Below are 21,286 nucleotides of genomic sequence, written 5' to 3'. Positions count from 1 at the left end.
CCCTTTGGGGTTATATGGTCAAGTGAATAAGTGCATATGGTGGATGCCTTGGCGATCAGAGGCGATGAAGGACGTAGTAACCTGCGAAAAGCCTGGGGGAGTCGGTAAACAGACGTTATATCCCAGGATGTCCGAATGGGGAAACCCGGCCGTTTAGACGGTCATCGTACAGTGAATACATAGCTGTACGAGGCGAACGTGGCGAAGTGAAACATCTCAGTAGCCATAGGAACAGAAATCAACCGAGATTCTCCTAGTAGCGGCGAGCGAACGGGGACCAGCCAACAGTCTTTAGCATTTTATATAGCGGAACTCTCTGGAAAGTGAGGCCATAGTGGGTGATAGCCCCGTACGCGAAATATAGAGTGTGGAACTAAGTCTGTAACAAGTAGGGCGGGGCACGAGAAACCCTGTCTGAACATGGGGGGACCATCCTCCAAGGCTAAATACTCCTGATCGACCGATAGTGAACCAGTACCGTGAGGGAAAGGCGAAAAGAACCCCTGTTAGGGGAGTGAAATAGAACCTGAAACCGTATGCATACAAGCAGTGGGAGCCCGCAAGGGTGACTGCGTACCTTTTGTATAATGGGTCAGCGAGTTACGGTCTGTTGCGAGCTTAACCGAATAGGGGAGGCGTAGCGAAAGCGAGTCTGAATAGGGCGATTAGTAGCAGGCTGTAGACCCGAAACCACGTGATCTAGTCATGGCCAGGATGAAGCGAAGGTAACACTTCGTGGAGGTCCGAACCCACGCCCGTTGAAAAGGTCGGGGATGAGCTGTGACTAGGGGTGAAAGGCTAATCAAACGTGGTGATAGCTGGTTCTCCTCGAAAGCTATTTAGGTAGTGCCTCATGTATTGCTCCCGGGGGTAGAGCACTGTTTCGGCTAGGGGGTCATCCCGACCTACCAACCCGATGCAAACTCCGAATACCGGGAAGTATGAGCATGGGAGACACACGGCGGGTGCTAACGTCCGTCGTGAAGAGGGAGACAACCCAGACCGCCAGCTAAGGTCCCCAAATTATCACTAAGTGGGAAACGATGTGGGAAGGCTAAAACAGCCAGGATGTTGGCTTAGAAGCAGCCATCATTTAAAGAAAGCGTAATAGCTCACTGGTCGAGTCGGCCTGCGCGGAAGATGTAACGGGGCTAAGTGATATACCGAAGCTGCGGATGCACCGCAAGGTGCATGGTAGAGGAGCGTCGTGTACGCCTGTGAAGGTGAATCGTAAGGTTTGCTGGAGGTATCACGAGTGCGAATGCTGACATGAGTAACGATAATGGGGGTGAAAAACCCCCACGCCGAAAGACCAAGGGTTCCAGTTCGACGTTAATCGGAGCTGGGTAAGTCGACCCCTAAGGCGAGGCTGAAAAGCGTAGTCGATGGGAAACAGGTTAATATTCCTGTACTTGGTGTTGCTGCGATGGAGAGACGGAGAAGGCTATAGCATCCGGAGAACGGTAGTTCCGGTTTAAGGTCGTAGGCAGTTCCCTTAGGCAAATCCGGGGGAACAATGCTGAGAGCTGATGACGAGCGTCCACGGACGTGAAGTGCTAGATGCCCTGCTTCCAGGAAAATCTTCTAAGCTTCAGGCAACACGAAATCGTACCCGAAACCGACACAGGTGGTCAGGTTGAGTATACCAAGGCGCTTGAGAGAACTCGGGTGAAGGAACTAGGCAAATTGGCACCGTAACTTCGGGAGAAGGTGCGCCGGCCCGTGTGTAAGCCCTTGCGGCTGAAGCATGAGCTGGTCTCAGTAAATAGGCTGCTGCAACTGTTTATCAAAAACACAGCACTCTGCAAACACGAAAGTGGACGTATAGGGTGTGACGCCTGCCCGGTGCCGGAAGGTTAATTGATGGGGTTAGCGCAAGCGAAGCTCTTGATCGAAGCCCCGGTAAACGGCGGCCGTAACTATAACGGTCCTAAGGTAGCGAAATTCCTTGTCGGGTAAGTTCCGACCTGCACGAATGGCGTAATGATGGCGGCACTGTCTCCACCCGAGACTCAGTGAAATTGAAATCGCTGTGAAGATGCAGTGTACCCGCGGAAAGACGGAAAGACCCCGTGAACCTTTACTGTAGCTTCACATTGGACTTAGAACCTGCTTGTGTAGGATAGCTGGGAGACTTTGAAGCCGAGACGCCAGTTTCGGTGGAGTCAACCTTGAAATACCAGCCTGGTATGTTTTGAGTTCTAACCTAGGCCCATGATCTGGGTCGGGGACAATGTGTGGTGGGCAGTTTGACTGGGGCGGTCTCCTCCTAAAGCGTAACGGAGGAGCACGATGGTGCGCTAACGACGGTCGGAAATCGTCGGGATTGTGTATAGGCAAAAGCGCGCTTGACTGCGAGACGTACATGTCGAGCAGGGTCGAAAGACGGTCTAAGTGATCCGGTGGTTCTGTATGGAAGGGCCATCGCTCAACGGATAAAAGGTACTCCGGGGATAACAGGCTGATACCGCCCAAGAGTTCATATCGACGGCGGTGTTTGGCACCTCGATGTCGGCTCATCACATCCTGGGGCTGTAGCCGGTCCCAAGGGTATGGCTGTTCGCCATTTAAAGTGGTACGCGAGCTGGGTTCAGAACGTCGTGAGACAGTTCGGTCCCTATCTTCCGTGGGCGTTTGAGAATTGAGGGAAGCTGCTCCTAGTACGAGAGGACCGGAGTGGACACACCTCTGGTGTTCCGATTGTCACGCCAGTGGCATTGTCGGGTAGCTATGTGTGGACGGGATAACCGCTGAAAGCATCTAAGCGGGAAGCCTCTCCCAAGATTAGTTCTCACTGGGGATTCAATCCCCCTGAAGGGTCGTCGCAGACTACGACGTTGATAGGTCAGGTGTGTAAGCGTAGTGATACGTTGAGCTAACTGATACTAATTGCCCGTGAGGCTTGACCATATAACGCCCAAAGCGTTTCGCTGATGTGGTTCCAGACCACAACAGCACTTCCTCCATCCATGGAGGTCGTACGGTGAATGCCTTAGTTGAGATGGTATTACTGAAAAAGCTTTACAATCTTGTTATCCGAATTGGCTGTTTGGCTTCGCTGCAAAGTGAAGCGGGACAGCGAAACAGTTTGCTTGGCGACGATAGCGAACGGGAACCACCCGATCCCATTCCGAACTCGGAAGTGAAAACGTTCAGCGCCGATGATAGTGTGGATTGCCCATGCGAAAGTAGGACATTGCCAAGCTCTTAAAACCCAAAAAGCCCAGCTCATCAGCTGGGCTTTTTGCTTTGCGCGGTTCTTGTGACCGAAGCGAATCTATTCTGGCTAAGCAAATCACTATCGCTACTTGATGCTTGGCAAATTAGCGCCGTCAATTATTCTTGCGGTTCCTTCTGTGAAATAATGGCCGCTGGCTTTCTTCTTTGCGCCCATCAATGCCGCCGCTATCTGATCAACTGATTGCTAATACGTTTTCTCTTGGCTGTCGCGCTAGAGCGATGTTGCGACCAGCAAATGGCAAATTGATGGTTGAGTCGCTTGCCATTGCGTCAGACTCCTTGCTTCCTTCATTGATCGTCGGCGCCGGTTCCAATCTGCTATTGCTGGATGACTCGGTGGACGCTTTAGTCATCGTGCCAGAAATCTCTGGCGTCTCGATTGAGCCATTCGATGAAAACGAGGCGCTTGTTGTTGTTGGCGCAGGTGAAAGCTGGCATCAGTTCGTGATGCAAACTCTCGACTCCGGCTGGCAGGGCTTGGAAAATTTGGCGCTGATTCCGGGCAACGTCGGCGCGGCACCGATTCAGAATATCGGCGCATACGGTGTCGAAGTGGCTGACCGGATCGCGCATGTTGATGCCTATGAAATCACCTCTGGTGAGCTTCATCGATTCCTGCCTGAACAACTGCAGTTTGGGTATCGCGATTCGTTTTTCAAACGCGAAGGCAAAGGACGGTTTCTGATTTCATCGGTGGCATTTCGTTTGTCGCGCAACGCGCCACTGAATACCGGTTACGAAGCTTTGCGGCAGGCTCTTGCTGCAACACCGGAACACCTGATCACAGCGAAGTGTGTCGCCGAAGCGGTAATCGCCGTGCGGCAATCAAAGCTGCCTGATCCAGCAAAGCTTGGTAATGCCGGCAGTTTTTTCAAGAATCCGATTGTATCTCCGGAAGTGTTTGAATCTTTGCGTAGCCAGTACGAAAAAGTGCCGCACTATCCTCAATCGGATGGTCGGATAAAACTTGCCGCTGGCTGGCTGATCGAACGTGCCGGACTAAAAGGCATGCGTCGGGGCGATGCCGGTGTGCATGAACTGCAAGCGCTGGTGATCGTTAATTATGGTAAGGCGAGCGGCCAGCAGTTGTTTGATGTCGCCCGTGAAGTGCGTGATACGGTTTGGCAGAAATTCTCCATTGCGCTTGAGCCGGAAGTGCGGATTCTGAATCGTCGGGCCGAGGACGTCGTGCTATGACCGATCGCTATCAGGTGTTGCGCTTGCTGGCCGACGGAGGCGTGCATTCGGGTACGGCGATTGGCGAAGTGTTGGGTGTTTCGCGTGCTGCGGTCTGGAAGCATCTTCAGCAATTATCCGAGCTGGGCATTGAGGTGCAAGCGGTGGCAGGCAAAGGCTATCAACTCGCTGCTCCGCTGGATTTGCTTGACGAAGAAGCGCTGCGACATCCATCTCTGCAAACCGATGAGCCGTTGCAATGGTCGGTATTTGCCGAGATTGATTCGACCAACGCCTATTTGATGCAGCAAGCACCGGTATCGTCGGATTCGTTGCAGATCTGCGTGGCGGAATACCAAACCGCTGGGCGCGGGCGGCGCGGCAGACAGTGGCAGTCGCCGTTTGCCAGCAATATCTACCTGTCGCTGAAGCGGCAATTCCGCTGTGGTCTGGAAGGTTTGGGCGGCTTGAGTCTTGCCGTCGGCGTCGCCTGTGCGGAGGCCCTGCAGCCATTCAGTCAGCGTGAGATTGGTTTGAAATGGCCGAATGATTTACGCATCGGTGAGCAGAAGCTTGGCGGCGTGCTGATTGAACTGAGCGGTGAGGCCGGCGGTCCCTGTCAGGTAGTCATTGGTGTCGGCGTCAATGTCCGGATGCGATCAGCGCCCACGATCGATCAGCCTTGGATTGCTTTGCATCAGTGCAGTCCGCGTTTGCCAGGACGGAACACCTTGGTTCGCGCCTTGGTCGAACAGATTGCACGAATGTCAGCGCAGTTTGATCGCGAAGGCTTTTCGCCGTTCCGTCAGCGTTATTTGCAACGCGATGTCTATCTTGATCAGCGCATCGACATCAGCAGTTTTCAGCAAACGATCAGCGGTATTCATCACGGTGTAGATGAAACCGGGAGTTTGTTGCTGAGCACAGTAAATGGCGTGGAACGCATTCAAGTCGGTGATGTGTCGCTGCGAGGAGGTAATCCCCATGCTATGGCTTGATATCGGCAATTCCCGGATGAAGTGGTTATACGGCACCGCCGCCGATGAGCATGGCGGTGCGCTCGCTTATCAACAACCGGACGATTTACAGTCGGCGCCGATTTGGCAAGCCATTCCGAAAGGCACGCCAGTCTGGGCAAGCTCCGTTGCCAACCCAAGCGTTCGTCAGGCAGTGGAAACGGCAGCAAAGCAAATTGCTGACGCGAATGTGCATTGGGCGCGCAGCGAACAAGAACGCAACGGGTTGCGCAACAGTTATCAAGAGATCAGCCGGCTTGGTGTTGACCGCTGGATGGTGATGTTGGCTGCCTGGCAGCAAGAACAAAGCGCATTTGTGGTTGTCGATGCGGGCAGCGCCATCACAGTCGACTATGTCGATGGCAACGGTCAGCATCTTGGCGGCCATATCGTGCCGGGTCTGAATTTGATGACCAGAGCGCTGTTTTCCGGTACCGCCAACGTTAAATTCAATGCCTTGAATTGGGGCGAGATTGGGCCGGGAAAAAGCACCGAGCAATGCGTACATCACGGCGTGTTTGCGATGGCGACCGGTTATCTTGAATACGTGTTGGCACAGTGGCCTGGCGCCCGTGAGGCGCGCTGGTTGATCACCGGTGGCGATGCCTTGCGCCTGCAATCGGCATTGAGTATTGAGGCCGAATGGCGCCCGAATTTGGTGATTGAAGGGCTACAAATTTTCGCGGAGGAGCGCTGACGTGCGTTGGGTGGTCATCAGTCTATTGCTGATGAATGCGCTGTATTTTGGCTGGCGCTGGTGGCAGGCAGATACGCCGACACCGGCAACGAGCAGCGATCGAGAAATCGAATTGTCGCCGCAATCGGTGCAGATCAATGCGGAGCGCCGCTTGCCGATTGTTGAGGAAGATGTCACAACGCAAGTGGAACCCATGCCGGATTGGCGTGCTGATGAGTCCACTGCGACGAGTGATGCCATCACCGTTTCGAATTCACAACCGACCGCATCGAGCGATAGCCAAGCGGTAGATACGCAAACGCATTCTGCAACAGTGCAAGAGCCACTCGTCAGCTTGCCGGAAACGTTCTGCTATTGGACGGATTGGCAGGAAAATGCGCTGGAGGTAAATGCTGCCGACGTGCTTGAACGTCAGCAGCAAGAGCAGGAGTCTGGTCGCAGTTATTTGGTGTGGATTGAGCCGAAAGCCACCAGAGAGGAAACACTTGAGCGCTTGCGTGAATTGAAAACCATGGATATTGAAAGTGCCTATATCAATCGTGGTGAGCAAAAGGGCGGTATTTCACTGGGCCTATTCAGTAGCGAAGAGTCGGTGCAGATTCGACTCAATGACGCCAAGCGCTTGGGGATTGATGATGCGCGTACGTTGACGCGCGTACGTACTCAAACAATGCATCGTGCATTAATTAGGCAAACCGCCTCGAATAACGAAAATATTCCGGAAAATTGGCAAAAAACCGACTGCCCGCCCATTGCACCTTCTACTGATGCTCAGTAAAATTTGCGCCCCTTTGCAGGGTCGGGCCGGCTTAGCTCAGTTGGTAGAGCAACTGACTTGTAATCAGTAGGTCGTGAGTTCGAGTCCCACAGCCGGCACCATTACTGCAAAGGTGATTGCTTGCAAATTGCTGGCCAGGTTGGCAGAATGCGCCGCTCTTTGCGGGCCGCAGTGATGCTGGTTACCCAGCCGCAAGTGATGAAATACCGGAGGGGTACCCGAGTGGCCAAAGGGAGCAGACTGTAAATCTGCCGGCACTGCCTTCGAAGGTTCGAATCCTTCCCCCTCCACCAAATTTTAAAGTCGCATGATTGGTGAAGTCATGCACGGGCATCCAAACCCTCGCGGGGGAAGGATGAGAAGCTTCGGCGAACGTAAGTGAGCAGAAGGTTCGACCAATTCGCCAGGAGCGAATTGGCACGTCACACGAAGTGTGACAGCCCGGAGGGCGAAGGTCAGGATGACCTGAGTAATCCTTCCCCCTCCACCAAATTACTAAACAGTTGCTTCAGGATGATGTGAGCAGCTGTGTTGGATTTTGTGGCGAGTACACAAAAAACCCGCGGGTATAGTTCAATGGTAGAACTTTAGCCTTCCAAGCTAATAGCGCGGGTTCGATTCCCGCTACCCGCTCCAAGTTGCGCTATTGCCGCGAACCGCAGCAGTAGGTAACGCCAGCCCGTTAGGGCGAAAAAGATTGATGCTGATATAGCTCAGTAGGTAGAGCACTCCCTTGGTAAGGGAGAGGTCTCCGGTTCAAGTCCGGATATCAGCACCAGATTGCGATGCCAAACATCGTTGCTTTTGAGGTATTTGCCTCGGAAGGCTGCTGCCTGGTGTAGCGGCCTATGGGTGTTTCTAAAACACTATTTTTGTTAGTCAGACCGCGGAGGCCGCTATGTCTAAGGAAAAATTTGAACGTAAAAAGCCCCACGTCAACGTGGGCACCATTGGTCACGTTGACCATGGCAAGACTTCGCTGACCGCGGCCCTGACCATCGTGTCGGCCCGTACCAGCGGTGGCCAGGTCAAGAACTACGACGAAATCGACAGCGCCCCGGAAGAGCGCGCTCGCGGTATTACCATCAACACCGCCCACGTCGAATACGAAACCGCCAACCGCCACTACGCGCACGTTGACTGCCCGGGCCACGCTGACTATGTCAAGAACATGATCACCGGTGCCGCCCAGATGGACGGCGCGATCCTGGTGTGCTCGGCTGCTGACGGCCCCATGCCGCAGACCCGTGAACACATCCTGCTGGCCCGTCAGGTCGGTGTACCGTACATCGTTGTGTTCCTGAACAAGTGCGACATGGTCGACGACGCCGAGCTGCTCGAGCTGGTCGAAATGGAAGTGCGTGAACTGCTGAGCACCTACGAATTCCCAGGCGACGACACCCCGATCATCCGTGGTTCGGCGAAACTGGCGATCGAAGGCGACAAAGGCGAGTTCGGCGAGCAAGCCGTCCTGAAACTGCTGGAAACCCTGGATACCTATATTCCTGAGCCAGAACGTGCCATCGACAAGCCGTTCCTGCTGCCGGTCGAAGACGTGTTCTCGATCTCCGGTCGCGGTACGTGTGACCGGTCGTGTAGAGCGCGGCATCATCAAAGTCGGCGAAGAAATCGAAATCGTCGGTATCCGTGACACCCAGAAGACCACCTGCACCGGTGTTGAAATGTTCCGCAAACTGCTGGACGAAGGCCGTGCTGGTGACAACGTTGGCGTGCTGCTGCGCGGTACCAAGCGTGAAGAAGTCGAGCGTGGTCAGGTACTGGCCAAGCCGGGTTCGATCAAGCCGCACACCAAGTTCGAGTCGGAAGTGTACGTGCTGTCGAAAGAAGAAGGTGGTCGTCACACCCCGTTCTTCAAAGGCTACCGCCCGCAGTTCTACTTCCGTACCACGGACGTCACCGGTGCTGTTGAGCTGCCGGAAGGTGTCGAGATGGTCATGCCTGGCGACAACATCAAGATGGTCGTCACGCTGATCGCCCCGATCGCCATGGACGACGGTCTGCGCTTCGCGATTCGCGAAGGTGGCCGTACCGTTGGCGCCGGCGTTGTCGCGAAAGTTATTGCCTAAGTAATACGGTAATAAAAAGAAGCCGGCCGGCGTGTCCGGCTTCTTTTGTCTGTACTTCTACAGATAATCCGCTAGAATGCACGCCCTCAAGTTTTAGGCCAGTAGCTCAATTGGCAGAGCGGCGGTCTCCAAAACCGCAGGTTGGGGGTTCGAGACCCTCCTGGCCTGCCAGGCTTTATACGCCCGCAAGGGCTCAAAGACGGCAGGATTATGACGAGCAGTGTTGAACAAAACGTAAGCCGCACCGACCCACTGAAGTGGGCGATTGTGCTGGCGTTGCTGGCCGGCGCGGTCATCGGCAACCAGTATTTTGCTGAATTGGCGGCCTGGATGCGCGTGCTCGCGATTGTTGTGATGGTGGTACTGGCATTGCTGGTGGCCTACACGACAAACAAAGGACGTGAAATTTTCGATTTCGGCAAAGAGTCACGCACCGAGATTCGCAAGGTGGTCTGGCCGACTCGCCAGGAAACCGTACAAACTACGTTGATTGTTGCCGCATTTACCGTGGTGATCGCGTTGTTTATGTGGTTTGTCGATTGGGTTCTGATCAAATTGGTCGGCTTGGTCATCGCCTAAGGAGAGTGAATATGGCGATGCGCTGGTATGTCGTCCAAGCCTATTCCGGCTTTGAAAATCGAGTAAAAAAAGGCCTTGAAGAGCGTGTGCAGCTTCATGGCCTTCAGCATTTGTTCGGCAAGATTCTGGTGCCGACCGAAGAAGTCGTTGAGCTGCGTGGCGGCTCCAAGCGCAAAAGCGAGCGCAAGTTCTTTCCGGGCTATGTTCTGGTGCAAATGGAACTGAGCGACGAAAGCTGGCACTTGGTCAAAGAGACTCCGCGTGTGCTGGGCTTTATCGGTGGTACGCCGGAGCGTCCGGCACCGATCTCCGACAAGGAAGCCGACACCATTCTGCACCGGGTCGAGGACAGCGTTGATAAGCCGCGTCCGAAAGTATTGTTTGAACCAGGTGAAATGGTGCGTGTTATTGATGGCCCGTTTGCCGATTTCAACGGTGTTGTCGAAGCGGTGGATTACGAGAAAAGCCGCTTGAAAGTTTCTGTCTTGATTTTCGGCCGTTCCACCCCGGTGGAGCTGGACTTCAATCAAGTCGAAAAGGGTTAATTCTCGCGATTAATCCGGCATGGCCGGTGACGGCATGCCAAAGGGGAGCCTCTCTGAACAATTGGCAACGATTGGATTAGAGGCGCGTTCGGACCCAACGAGGTAACTACTCATGGCAAAGAAAGTCCAAGCTTACGTCAAGCTTCAAGTTAAGGCCGGTATGGCCAACCCAAGTCCGCCGATCGGCCCAGCGCTCGGTCAGCAGGGCGTCAACATCATGGAATTCTGTAAGCAGTTCAACGCGGCGACCGACAAGCTCGAGAAAGGCTTGCCGATTCCGGTTGTCATTACTGTTTACAGCGACCGCTCCTTCACGTTCATCACCAAAACGCCGCCGGCGTCGGTGCTGATCAAGAAGGCCTTGAACCTGCAAAGCGGTTCCAAGCGCCCGAACACTGAGAAAGTCGGCAAAATCAGCCGCGCTCAGTTGGAAGCGATTGCCAAAACCAAAGAGCCGGACCTGACAGCTGCCGATTTGGAAGCTGCGGTTCGTACGATTGCTGGTACTGCCCGTTCGATGGGCGTGGACGTGGAGGGTTAATCTCATGGCCAAGCTTACTAAACGCGCAAAAGCCATCAAAGCCGCGGTTGATCGCAGCAAGATGTATCCGGTTGATGATGCCATCAACCTGCTGAAAACCGTCAGCAAAGTAAAGTTCGTAGAGAGCGTTGATGTCGCCATCAACCTCGGCGTTGATCCGCGTAAATCGGATCAGGTCGTTCGTGGCGCCACCGTGCTGCCGCACGGTACCGGTAAATCGGTACGCGTCGCCGTGTTCACCGCCGGTAACAACGCCGAAGCCGCGAAAGCCGCTGGTGCCGATATCGTCGGTATGGACGATCTGGCTGCCGAAATCAAAGGCGGTCGCATGGATTTCGACGTTGTCATCGCTTCTCCAGATGCAATGCGTGTCGTCGGTACCCTGGGTCAAATCCTGGGTCCACGCGGTTTGATGCCAAACCCGAAAGTCGGCACCGTCACCGCTGACGTCGCTCAGGCCGTCAAGAACGCCAAGGCCGGTCAGATCCAGTACCGTACCGACAAGGCCGGTATCATTCACGCCACTGTCGGCAAAGTCAGCTTTGAACCGCAGCAACTGCGCGAGAACCTTGAGACGCTGCTGTCGGCGCTGAAGAAGGCCAAGCCTTCTACGGCCAAAGGTCAGTACATGAAGAAGATCTCGTTGTCGACGACAATGGGTCCTGGTATTGCCGTCGATCAGGCCAGCCTGAATATCGCGGATTAATGGTTTACAGCGGCCGCGTTCGCGCTGCCGCGTTAAGTGCTTTGGGTTACTGGCTGGCTTGCTGGCTGGTAACCGTCAAAGACCGCAGGGGGGAGGTGAACTTCGGTTCGCTTCGCTTAAAACCGCAAAACACCCTGCGCAGACGGTGAGACCCGACTCAATTCGAGGCGGACCACCGTGGGTAAGTGAGTCAAGGCTGTATCAGCTCACTTGAACATGGGCGTTCGATCCTTGTGATCGGACAAACGGGAGGTAAATCTAGTGCCACTAGCTCTAGAGGGCAAAAAGGCCATTGTTGAAGAAGTTGCTGGCGTCGTCGCCAAAGCTTCGGCAGCAGTCGTGGCTGAATACCGTGGTTTGACGGTAGCCCAATTAACCGATCTTCGCGTCAAAGCGCGCCAACAGAACGTTTACGTTCGCGTGATTCGTAACACGCTGGCTCGCCGCGCCGTGGAAGGTACCGAATTTGCCTGCCTTTCTGATGCGTTTGTAGGTCCTGTCATTTGCGCGTTTTCTTTGGACGAAGCACCGGCTGCTGCCCGTGTGTTCAAAGAAGCCGTCAAAGGCAATGACAAACTCGTGGTCACCGCGCTTGCCTTCGAAGGCAAGAAGCTGGCTGGCAAGGATCTGGACTTTGTTGCCAGCCTGCCGACCAAGAACGAGTCCTACGCCATGCTGGCGCGCACCCTGCTGGAAATCCCGACCAAATTGGCTCGCGCGATTCAGGCAGTGGCCGATCAGAAACAGGCAGCGTAATCCTTTTCATCCGATTTATTTATTTTAGGAGTATGAGCAATGGCTCTGTCCAAAGACGATATCGTTAATGCCGTCGCCGAGATGAGCGTTTCCGAAGTAGTAGAACTGGTTAAAGCTATCGAAGAGAAATTCGGTGTATCGGCTGCTGCTGCTGTTGTGGCCGCTGGCCCGGCTGCTGGTGCCGCTGCTGCTGAAGAGCAAACCGAATTCACCGTCAAGATGACCGATTTCGGCGCGAACAAAGTTGGCGTTATCAAAGTCATCCGCGAAATCACCGGTCTGGGCCTGAAAGAAGCCAAAGATCTGGTCGAAGGCGTACCGAGCACGGTCAAAGAAGGCGTTTCCAAAGCCGATGCCGAAGGCATCAAGAAGAAGCTGGAAGAAGCCGGCGCGAAAGTCGAGATCAAGTAAGATCTCAACACAAGCAGTGGGCGGTTTTACCAATCGCTGCGAGGAGGCTGGTGGCAGACACGCCACCGGCCTTTTGCCGTCTCTGTGATTTGGCATAACTGATACGGGTTTTTCGGCTGCTAGCAGCTAAAAAGACGCGGTGTCATGCAAGCAGAACATAACGGCTGAACATGACAGCAACATGAGCTTCTAACAGAAGCCAAGCTGAGGGTGGGGATAGTCGGTAGCACCGTATCAGGTACCGATTGTCGGGTTAATTTAGGTCGAGCTGAGGACTCCAGATGGCGTACTCGTATACAGAGAAAAAGCGAATCCGTAAGGATTTTGGCAAGGCGAAAAAGATTCTTGATGTGCCGGAGTTATTGGCCATCCAGTTGGATTCCTATCGTCAGTTCCTGCATGGTAACGATAGCCTTGAGTCGGGTCTCGACTCAGCGTTCCGTTCCGTGTTTCCGATTTCCAGCTATTCGGGCAGTGCCACGCTGGAATACGTCAGCTCGCATCTCGGCGAACCGCCGTTTGATGTCAAAGAATGCTTGATCCGGGGCTTGACCTACGGTGCACCGCTGCGCGTGAAAATCCGTTTGGTGATTTTCGATAAGGAAGTGAAAACGCCAACGGTCAAAGACATCCGTGAACAAGAAGTTTACATGGGTGAAATTCCGCTGATGACCGAGAACGGTACGTTCATCATCAACGGCACCGAGCGCGTTATCGTTTCCCAGCTGCACCGTTCGCCAGGCGTGTTCTTCGAGCACGACAAGGGCAAAACCCACAGCTCCGGCAAACTGCTGTTCTCGGCTCGCATTATTCCGTACCGCGGTTCCTGGCTCGATTTCGAATTCGATCCGAAAGACTGCGTGTTTGCTCGTATCGACCGTCGCCGCAAGCTGCCGGTCACGATTCTGCTGCGTGCGTTGGAATACACCAACGAAGAAATGCTCGAGATGTTCTTCGAACACAACCTCGTGCACGTCGGCAAAGATGGTTTCGAGTTGGAGCTGGTGCCGGAGCGTTTGCGTGGTGAAACCGCCGCGTTCGATATCACCGACAACGAAGGCAAGATCATTGTCGAGGCCGGTCGCCGTATCACGGCCCGCCACGTCAACTTGCTGCAGAAAGCGGGTGTCACCGCGTTGTCGATTCCGGATGAATACCTGTTCGACAAAGTGCTGGCGAAACCGGTGATCAACACCAAGACCGGTGAAGTCGTTGCTGAATGCAACGCGCTGCTCAGCAAAGAAATTCTCGGCAAGATCCGCGCCTCGGGCGTCAGCGAATTCCGTACGCTGTACACCAATGATCTGGATCAAGGTCCGTTCATTTCCGACACGCTGCGTATCGACCCAAGCCGCAGCCCACTTGAAGCGCTGGTGGAAATTTATCGGATGATGCGTCCGGGCGAACCGCCGACCAAAGATGCTGCCGAAACACTGTTCAACAGCCTGTTCTTTAGCGAAGACCGCTACGATCTGTCACGCGTTGGCCGCATGAAGTTCAACCGCCGTATCGGTCGCGAAGAACTGACTGGTCCGGGCACGCTCGACAAAGAAGACATTGTCGATGCGCTGCATACGCTGATCGAAATCCGCAACGGCCGTGGTCAGGTCGATGATATCGACCACCTCGGTAACCGTCGTATCCGCTCGGTCGGCGAAATGGCCGAGAACCAGTTCCGTGTTGGCTTGGTGCGTGTTGAGCGCGCCGTCAAAGAGCGCTTGTCGGTCGCCGAAAGCGAAAACCTGATGCCACAGGATTTGATCAACGCCAAACCAGTATCGGCAGCGGTGAAAGAATTCTTCGGCAGCTCGCAGCTGTCGCAGTTCATGGATCAGGTCAACCCGCTGTCGGAAATCACTCACAAGCGTCGCGTATCGGCGCTTGGACCTGGCGGTTTGACCCGTGAGCGCGCCGGCTTCGAAGTGCGTGACGTACACCCGACTCACTACGGTCGCGTCTGCCCAATCGAAACGCCGGAAGGCCCGAACATCGGTCTGATCAACTCCTTGTCGGTCTATGCCCGCACCAACGAATACGGTTTCCTCGAGACGCCGTATCGCAAAGTGATTGATGGCAAAGTCACCAACGAGATTCAGTTCCTGTCTGCCTACGATGAAATGAATTACATCATCGCCCAGGCAAACGCGACAATGAACGAAAAAGGTCAACTGACCGCTGATTTCGTTACCGTCCGCCACCAGGGCGAATTCACGCTGGCGACGCCGGACAAAGTCGATTTCATGGACGTGTCGCCGCAGCAGATCATGTCGGTCGCGGCCTCGTTGGTACCGTTCCTGGAACACAACGACGCCAACCGCGCACTGATGGGCGCGAACATGCAGCGTCAGGCCGTACCAACCCTGCGCGCTGAAAAGCCGCTGGTCGGTACCGGTATGGAGCGTGCGGTCGCCGTTGATTCCGGTGTTGCCGTGATCGCCAAGCGCGGTGGTGTCGTCGATTTCGCCGACGCCAGCCGTATCATCATTCGCGTCAACGACGCCGAAGTCAGCGTCGGTGAGGCTGGTGTCGATCTGTACACGCTGACCAAGTATCAGCGTTCGAACCAGAACACCTGCATCAACCAGCGCGCCATCGTCAAAGTCGGCGATGTCGTGGCCAAAGGCGATGTACTGGCCGACGGTCCGTCAACCGATTTGGGTGAACTGGCTCTGGGCCAGAACATGCAGGTCGCGTTCATGCCGTGGAACGGTTACAACTTCGAAGACTCGATTGTTGTCTCCGAGCGCGTCGTGCAGGAAGACCGTTACACAACGATTCACATTCAGGAACTGTCCTGTATCGCTCGTGACACCAAACTGGGTTCGGAGGAAATCACTTCCGATATTCCTAACGTCGGTGAATCAGCGCTGTCGAAGCTGGACGAAGCCGGCATCGTTTACATCGGTGCCGAAGTGCAGCCGGGCGACATCCTGGTCGGCAAAGTGACGCCGAAAGGCGAAACTCAGCTGACTCCGGAAGAAAAACTGCTGCGCGCGATCTTCGGTGAAAAAGCCTCCGATGTGAAAGACACCTCGCTACGCGTACCTGCCGGTATGGCCGGTACCGTCATCGATGTGCAGGTGTTTACTCGCGATGGCGTCGAGAAAGATTCGCGTGCCGCCGAAATCGAGAAAGCCCAGCTTGACCAAGTCCGGAAAGACTTGCTCGACGAGCAGCGCATTCTCGAAGACAACACCTTTGCGCGTGCCGCCCGTCTGGTGCTTGGTGAAGTGGCCGAAAAAGGCCCGAACAAGCTGAAGAAAGGCACGGCGATCACCGAGGAGTTCCTGAACGAATTGCAGCGCGGTGAAGTGCTGCAGATTCAACTCCGCGATGAAGAAAAGCAACAGCAACTGGAAGCGCTGGCGAACTACGTTGAAGACCAGAAAGAAGTCTTCCACAAGCGTTTCGAGAACAAGAAAGAGAAGATCAAACAGGGTGATGATCTGGCACCGGGCGTGCTGAAAGTCGTCAAGGTCTATCTCGCCGTCAAACGCCGCGTACAGCCAGGCGACAAGATGGCCGGTCGTCACGGTAACAAGGGTGTTATCTCCACCATCGTTCCGGTCGAAGACATGCCGTACATGGCCGATGGCAACACCGTGGATATCGTGCTGAACCCGCTGGGCGTACCGTCCCGTATGAACATCGGTCAGATTCTCGAGACGCACTTGGGCTGGGCCGCGAAAGGCCTTGGCAACAAGCTCGGCGAAATGCTGGAAATCGAACGCGCGAAAGCCGTCAAAGAAATCCGTGCATTCCTCGACGAAGTCTACAACGGTGATTCCGGTCAGAAAGTCGCGCTGAAAGAAATGAGCGATGACGAAGTCATTGAACTGGCCAAGAACCTGAAAGGCGGTGTGCCGATCGCGTCGCCGGTGTTCGACGGCGCTGACGAAGAAGAAATTCGTCGCCTGTTGAAACTGGCGGGTCGCGAAACCCACGGCCAATCGATTCTGTTCGACGGCCGCACCGGTGAACAGTTCGAGCGTCCAGTGACCGTCGGTTACATGTACATGCTGAAGCTGAACCACTTGGTCGACGACAAGATGCATGCCCGTTCGACCGGTTCCTACTCGCTGGTTACGCAGCAGCCGCTGGGTGGTAAAGCCCAGTTCGGTGGTCAGCGTTTCGGGGAGATGGAAGTGTGGGCGCTGGAAGCCTATGGCGCCGCGTACACGCTGCAGGAAATGCTCACGGTCAAGTCAGACGACGTCAACGGCCGTACGCGCATGTACAAAAACATCGTCGATGGTGATCACCGCATGGAGCCCGGCATGCCGGAGTCCTTCAACGTATTGTTGAAAGAAATTCGCTCCCTGGCGATCAACATCGACCTGGAAGACGCGAACTGATAGTGGCGGGGGCGGCATCCACCCTTGATGATGCCGCGTGAGCGTAACGAGATAGATGGTGAATCCATGAAAGACTTGTTGAACCTGTTCAAGCAACAGACCCAGCTCAGCGAATTCGATCGCATTCGTATCGGACTCGCTTCGCCTGATCTGATCCGCTCGTGGTCGTTCGGTGAAGTGAAGAAGCCGGAGACGATCAACTACCGAACGTTCAAACCGGAACGTGACGGTTTGTTCTGCGCGAAAATTTTCGGACCGGTCAAAGATTACGAGTGCTTGTGCGGCAAATACAAACGCCTGAAGCACCGCGGTGTGATCTGCGAAAAGTGTGGCGTTGAAGTCGCGCTGGCAAAAGTGCGCCGTGAGCGCATGGGCCATATCGAACTGGCTTCGCCAGTCGCGCATATTTGGTTCCTGAAATCGCTGCCGAGTCGTATTGGTTTGATTCTGGACATGACGCTGCGTGATATCGAGCGCGTGCTCTACTTTGAATCATTCGTCGTCACCGAGCCGGGCATGACCACGCTCGAGCGCGGCCAGCTGCTGAACGAAGAAGATTACCTGAACGCGCTGGAGGAATTCGGTGACGAATTCGACGCGAAGATGGGTGCCGAAGCGATCTATGAACTGCTGATCAATCTGGACCTGCAGAAAATCGCCGATCAACTGCGTGAAGAAATTCCGCAGACCACATCGGAAACCAAGCTGAAAAAACTCGGCAAACGTTTGAAGCTGGTCGAGGCCTTCCTTGAGTCGGGCAATAAGTCCGAGTGGATGATCATGACCGTGCTGCCAGTGCTGCCCCCGGATCTGCGTCCGCTGGTACCGCTGGATGGCGGCCGCTTCGCGACGTCCGATTTGAACGATCTGTATCGCCGCGTGATCAACCGCAACAACCGTCTGAAGCGCCTGCTTGATCTGAACGCGCCAGACATCATCATCCGCAACGAAAAGCGCATGCTGCAAGAGTCAGTTGACGCGCTGCTGGATAACGGCCGTCGCGGTCGTGCCATCACTGGTTCGAACAAGCGTCCGCTGAAATCCTTGGCCGATATGATCAAGGGCAAACAAGGCCGCTTCCGTCAGAACTTGCTTGGTAAACGCGTCGATTACTCCGGCCGTTCGGTTATCGTCGTTGGCCCGACACTGAAACTGCATCAGTGCGGTCTGCCAAAGAAAATGGCGCTGGAACTGTTCAAGCCGTTTATTTTCGGCAAGCTGGAATTGCGTGGTTTGGCCACGACGATCAAAGCCGCCAAGAAAATGGTTGAGCGCGAAGAGCCGGTGGTTTGGGACATTCTCGAAGAAGTCATTCGCGAACACCCGGTATTGTTGAACCGTGCGCCGACGCTGCACCGTTTGGGTATCCAGGCCTTCGAGCCGGTGCTGATTGAAGGTAAAGCGATTCAGCTGCACCCGCTGGTCTGTACCGCGTATAACGCCGACTTCGACGGTGACCAGATGGCCGTGCACGTGCCGCTGACGCTGGAAGCCCAGTTGGAAGCGCGCGCACTGATGATGTCGACCAACAACGTGTTGTCGCCAGCGAACGGTGACCCAATCATCGTGCCTACCCAGGATGTCGTTCTGGGCCTCTATTACCTGACCCGTGACAAAGTCAACGGCAAAGGTGAAGGCATGGTGTTCGCCGATACCGCCGAAGTCATGCGCGCTTACCGTTCCGGTTCCGTTGAATTGCACTCGCGCATCAAAGTGCGTCTGTACGAAAAAATCAAAGACAAGCTGGGTGGTGTCACCGAGTCAACGAAAGTGCGTGAAACCACCGTTGGCCGCGCCATTCTGTGGGACATCGTGCCGCACGGTCTGCCGTTTGAATTGATCAACCAGCCGTTGACCAAGAAAGCGATTTCGAAACTGTTGAACGAGTGCTATCGCCGTCTCGGACTGAAAGCCTCGGTCATCTTCGCCGACCAGGTCATGTACACCGGCTTTGCTTACGCAACGCGCTCGGGTGCCTCGGTCGGTATCGAAGACATGACGATTCCGGACGAGAAAGTCGAAATTCTGGCTGGCGCCGAAGCCGAAGTAAAAGAGATCGAACAGCAATATGCGGCGGGTCTTGTTACTGCTGGTGAGCGTTACAACAAGGTCGTCGACATTTGGTCGCGCGCCAACGAGCGGGTCTCGAAAGCGCTGATGGACAACCTGTCGTTCGTCGAAGTGAAGAACGCCAAAGGCGAAATGGAGAAACAGAAATCGTTCAACTCCATTTACATGATGGCCGATTCCGGCGCCCGGGGTAGCGCGGCCCAGATTCGTCAGTTGGCCGGTATGCGCGGTCTGATGGCAAAGCCAGACGGCTCGATTATCGAAACGCCAATTACCGCGAACTTCCGCGAAGGTCTGAACGTTATTCAGTACTTTATTTCGACTCACGGTGCCCGTAAGGGTCTGGCTGACACGGCGCTGAAAACCGCGAACTCCGGTTACCTGACTCGCCGTCTGGTTGACGTCGCGCAAGACTTGGTCGTTACCGAAGACGATTGCGGTACCGAGAATGGCCTGACCATGCAGCCGTTGATTCAGGGTGGTGACGTTGTCGAGCCGCTACGCGAGCGTGTGCTCGGCCGCGTGTTGATCGACCACGTTTACAAGCCGGGTAGTGACGACGTGCTGGCCGAAGCCGGCACGCTGCTCGACGAGCGTTGGGTGGATGTGTTGGAAGAAAACAACATCGACCAGGTTGTTGTACGTTCGCCGATTACCTGCGAAACCCGCTACGGTGTTTGCGCCAAGTGCTACGGCCGTGATTTGGCCCGTGGTCACTTGATTAACCACGGCGAAGCGGTTGGTGTTATCGCCGCCCAGTCGATCGGTGAGCCAGGCACGCAGCTGACGATGCGTACCTTCCACATCGGTGGTGCGGCATCGCGTGCTTCCGCCGAAAACAGTGTCCAGGTCAAAAACAACGGCGCTGTGCGTCTGCAAAACGCCAAGCTGGTGCAGAAGAAAGACAACACCTTCGTCACCGTTTCGCGTTCGACCGAAATCACCGTTTACGATGAACACAATCGTGAGCGTGAGCGTTACAAGGTGCCTTACGGCGCCGTGTTGACGGTCAAGGATGGTGGCAAAGTCTCGCGTGGCGACATCGTCGCGACCTGGGATCCGCACACTCACCCGATCATTACCGAGGTGGCCGGCCGCATCAAGTTCATGGACCTGGTCGAAGGCGTTACCTATCAGCGCCTGACCGACGAACTGACCGGTTTGTCGAGCATCGTTGTTACCGACCCGAAACAGCGCGGTCAGAAAGAAATGCGTCCGGCGATCAAACTGGTCGACGAGAAAGGCAAGGATCTGTTGCTGAAGAACACCGACATCGTCGCGCAATACTCGCTGCCAGCTGGTGCGATTATCAACCTCGAAGACGGTGTGGTGGTAGCCGAAGGCGATGCGATTGCGCGTATTCCGATGGAAGGTTCGAAGACCCGCGACATCACCGGTGGTCTGCCGCGCGTTGCCGACTTGTTCGAAGCGCGTAAGCCGAAAGAATCGGCGATTCTGGCCGAGATTTCCGGTGTCGTGTCGTTCGGTAAAGAAACCAAAGGCAAGCGCCGTCTGATCATCACGCCAACCGAAGGTGATGCCTACGAAGAGCTGATTCCGAAGTGGCGCAACATCGGTGTGTTCGAAGGGGAAAGTGTTGAGAAGGGGGATGTCATTTCCGAAGGTCCGGAAAATCCGCACGACATTCTGCGCCTGAAAGGTATCTCGCACCTGGCCTCGTACATCGTCAACGAAGTGCAGGACGTTTACCGACTGCAGGGCGTGAAGATCAACGACAAGCACATCGAAGTCATCGTCCGTCAGATGCTGCGTAAAGCCGTGGTGGTCGATGCCGGTGACAGCAAACTGTTGAAGGGCGAGCAGCTCGACATGGTTCGCATCCTGGAAGAAAACGACAAGCTGAATGCTGGCAACAAAGTGCCGGCGACATTCGAGCGTCAGCTGCTGGGTATCACCAAAGCCAGCTTGCAGACCGAATCGTTCGTTTCGGCGGCCTCGTTCCAGGAAACGACACGCGTGCTGACCGAAGCGGCCGTCTCCGGCAAGGTTGACGATCTGCGCGGTCTGAAAGAGAACGTCATCGTTGGTCGCTTGATTCCAGCCGGCACCGGTTTGGCTTACCACAAGGAACGCCGTCGTCGTCGCCTCGAAGGCTACGACATCGTCGAGCCTGCGGTTTCCGCCACCGACGCCGAGAAGGAACTGCGCGATGCGTTGAGCTCTTCCGAGCAATAATCGCAACGTTTAAAAGAGCCCGCGAAAGCGGGCTTTTTTATGCGCAAAAAAGGGCGCACGCTGCTAATTGATGTGATTGGCAATGAGATATACCTGCGCCGTAATGGATCTTGGTTCCCGCTAGAGTGATTTC

General features: G+C 55.0%; 12 protein-coding genes, 5 tRNA genes, 2 rRNA genes, 1 other RNA gene and 1 pseudogene. All 21 read left to right on the top strand.

Going from position 1 to position 21,286, the window contains the following annotated elements; all coding sequences use genetic code 11:
- Positions 1–16 precede the first annotated feature (16 nt).
- The 21 genes and pseudogenes from E2H98_RS05850 (at position 17) to rpoC (ending at position 21,153) form a co-directional block, all read left to right on the top strand.
- Positions 17–2,910: ribosomal RNA gene (locus tag E2H98_RS05850) — 23S ribosomal RNA — on the top strand.
- Positions 2,911–3,091: 181 nt separating this feature from the next.
- A 5S ribosomal RNA gene (rrf, locus tag E2H98_RS05845) occupies positions 3,092–3,205 on the top strand.
- Positions 3,206–3,396: 191 nt separating this feature from the next.
- Positions 3,397–4,437 (top strand): UDP-N-acetylmuramate dehydrogenase, encoded by a 1,041-nt coding sequence (murB, locus tag E2H98_RS05840; protein WP_133593840.1) that lies wholly within the window; start codon positions 3,397–3,399, stop codon positions 4,435–4,437.
- Positions 4,434–5,414, top strand: a complete 981-nt coding sequence (gene birA, locus E2H98_RS05835; protein WP_133593838.1) for a bifunctional biotin--[acetyl-CoA-carboxylase] ligase/biotin operon repressor BirA — start codon at positions 4,434–4,436, stop codon at positions 5,412–5,414. Before murB ends, birA begins: the two co-directional genes overlap by 4 nt.
- The gene (locus E2H98_RS05830; RefSeq protein ID WP_157591264.1) at positions 5,401–6,129 is read left to right on the top strand and encodes a type III pantothenate kinase; all 729 of its coding nucleotides are present in this window, start codon (positions 5,401–5,403) and stop codon (positions 6,127–6,129) included. Before birA ends, E2H98_RS05830 begins: the two co-directional genes overlap by 14 nt.
- Position 6,130: 1 nt before the next feature.
- Entirely contained in the window at positions 6,131–6,907 is a 777-nt protein-coding gene (locus E2H98_RS05825) for a hypothetical protein (RefSeq protein ID WP_133593834.1), read from the top strand.
- Between the two features lie 25 nt (positions 6,908–6,932).
- Positions 6,933–7,008, top strand: a tRNA-Thr gene (locus E2H98_RS05820).
- Positions 7,009–7,115: 107 nt separating this feature from the next.
- Positions 7,116–7,200: transfer RNA gene (locus E2H98_RS05815), tRNA-Tyr, on the top strand.
- 41 nt (positions 7,201–7,241) lie between these two features.
- Positions 7,242–7,397, top strand: a non-coding RNA gene (locus E2H98_RS05810) — RtT sRNA.
- A gap of 72 nt (positions 7,398–7,469) precedes the next feature.
- Positions 7,470–7,543 (top strand) — tRNA-Gly (locus tag E2H98_RS05805).
- Positions 7,544–7,609: 66 nt separating this feature from the next.
- Positions 7,610–7,685: transfer RNA gene (locus E2H98_RS05800), tRNA-Thr, on the top strand.
- Between the two features lie 120 nt (positions 7,686–7,805).
- Positions 7,806–8,994: pseudogene (gene tuf, locus E2H98_RS05795) on the top strand (elongation factor Tu).
- A gap of 95 nt (positions 8,995–9,089) precedes the next feature.
- A tRNA-Trp gene (locus E2H98_RS05790) sits at positions 9,090–9,165 on the top strand.
- A 39-nt stretch (positions 9,166–9,204) separates the two neighbouring features.
- Positions 9,205–9,573, top strand: a complete 369-nt coding sequence (secE, locus tag E2H98_RS05785) for a preprotein translocase subunit SecE (protein WP_133593832.1) — start codon at positions 9,205–9,207, stop codon at positions 9,571–9,573.
- 11 nt (positions 9,574–9,584) lie between these two features.
- Positions 9,585–10,118, top strand: a complete 534-nt coding sequence (gene nusG, locus E2H98_RS05780) for a transcription termination/antitermination protein NusG (protein ID WP_133593831.1) — start codon at positions 9,585–9,587, stop codon at positions 10,116–10,118.
- A gap of 112 nt (positions 10,119–10,230) precedes the next feature.
- The gene (rplK, locus tag E2H98_RS05775; RefSeq protein ID WP_133593829.1) at positions 10,231–10,659 is read left to right on the top strand and encodes a 50S ribosomal protein L11; all 429 of its coding nucleotides are present in this window, start codon (positions 10,231–10,233) and stop codon (positions 10,657–10,659) included.
- A gap of 4 nt (positions 10,660–10,663) precedes the next feature.
- Positions 10,664–11,365, top strand: a complete 702-nt coding sequence (gene rplA, locus E2H98_RS05770) for a 50S ribosomal protein L1 (RefSeq protein ID WP_133593827.1) — start codon at positions 10,664–10,666, stop codon at positions 11,363–11,365.
- 261 nt (positions 11,366–11,626) lie between these two features.
- Positions 11,627–12,121 carry a 50S ribosomal protein L10 gene (rplJ, locus tag E2H98_RS05765; protein ID WP_133593825.1) on the top strand — a complete coding sequence of 165 codons (495 nt, stop codon included), beginning with the start codon at positions 11,627–11,629 and terminating at the stop codon, positions 12,119–12,121.
- A gap of 39 nt (positions 12,122–12,160) precedes the next feature.
- Entirely contained in the window at positions 12,161–12,532 is a 372-nt protein-coding gene (rplL, locus tag E2H98_RS05760) for a 50S ribosomal protein L7/L12 (RefSeq protein ID WP_133593823.1), read from the top strand.
- Positions 12,533–12,813: 281 nt separating this feature from the next.
- Complete coding sequence (gene rpoB, locus E2H98_RS05755; protein ID WP_133593821.1) at positions 12,814–16,887, top strand: DNA-directed RNA polymerase subunit beta; 4,074 nt, start codon at positions 12,814–12,816, stop codon at positions 16,885–16,887.
- 66 nt (positions 16,888–16,953) lie between these two features.
- Entirely contained in the window at positions 16,954–21,153 is a 4,200-nt protein-coding gene (gene rpoC, locus E2H98_RS05750) for a DNA-directed RNA polymerase subunit beta' (protein WP_133593820.1), read from the top strand.
- The last annotated feature ends 133 nt before the right edge of the window (positions 21,154–21,286 follow it).

This window comes from Permianibacter aggregans (assembly GCF_009756665.1).
GTDB lineage: Bacteria > Pseudomonadota > Gammaproteobacteria > Enterobacterales > Permianibacteraceae > Permianibacter > Permianibacter aggregans.
Note: the sequence above shows the minus strand (reverse complement) of the source record. Positions and strands in the feature narration are given on the sequence as shown.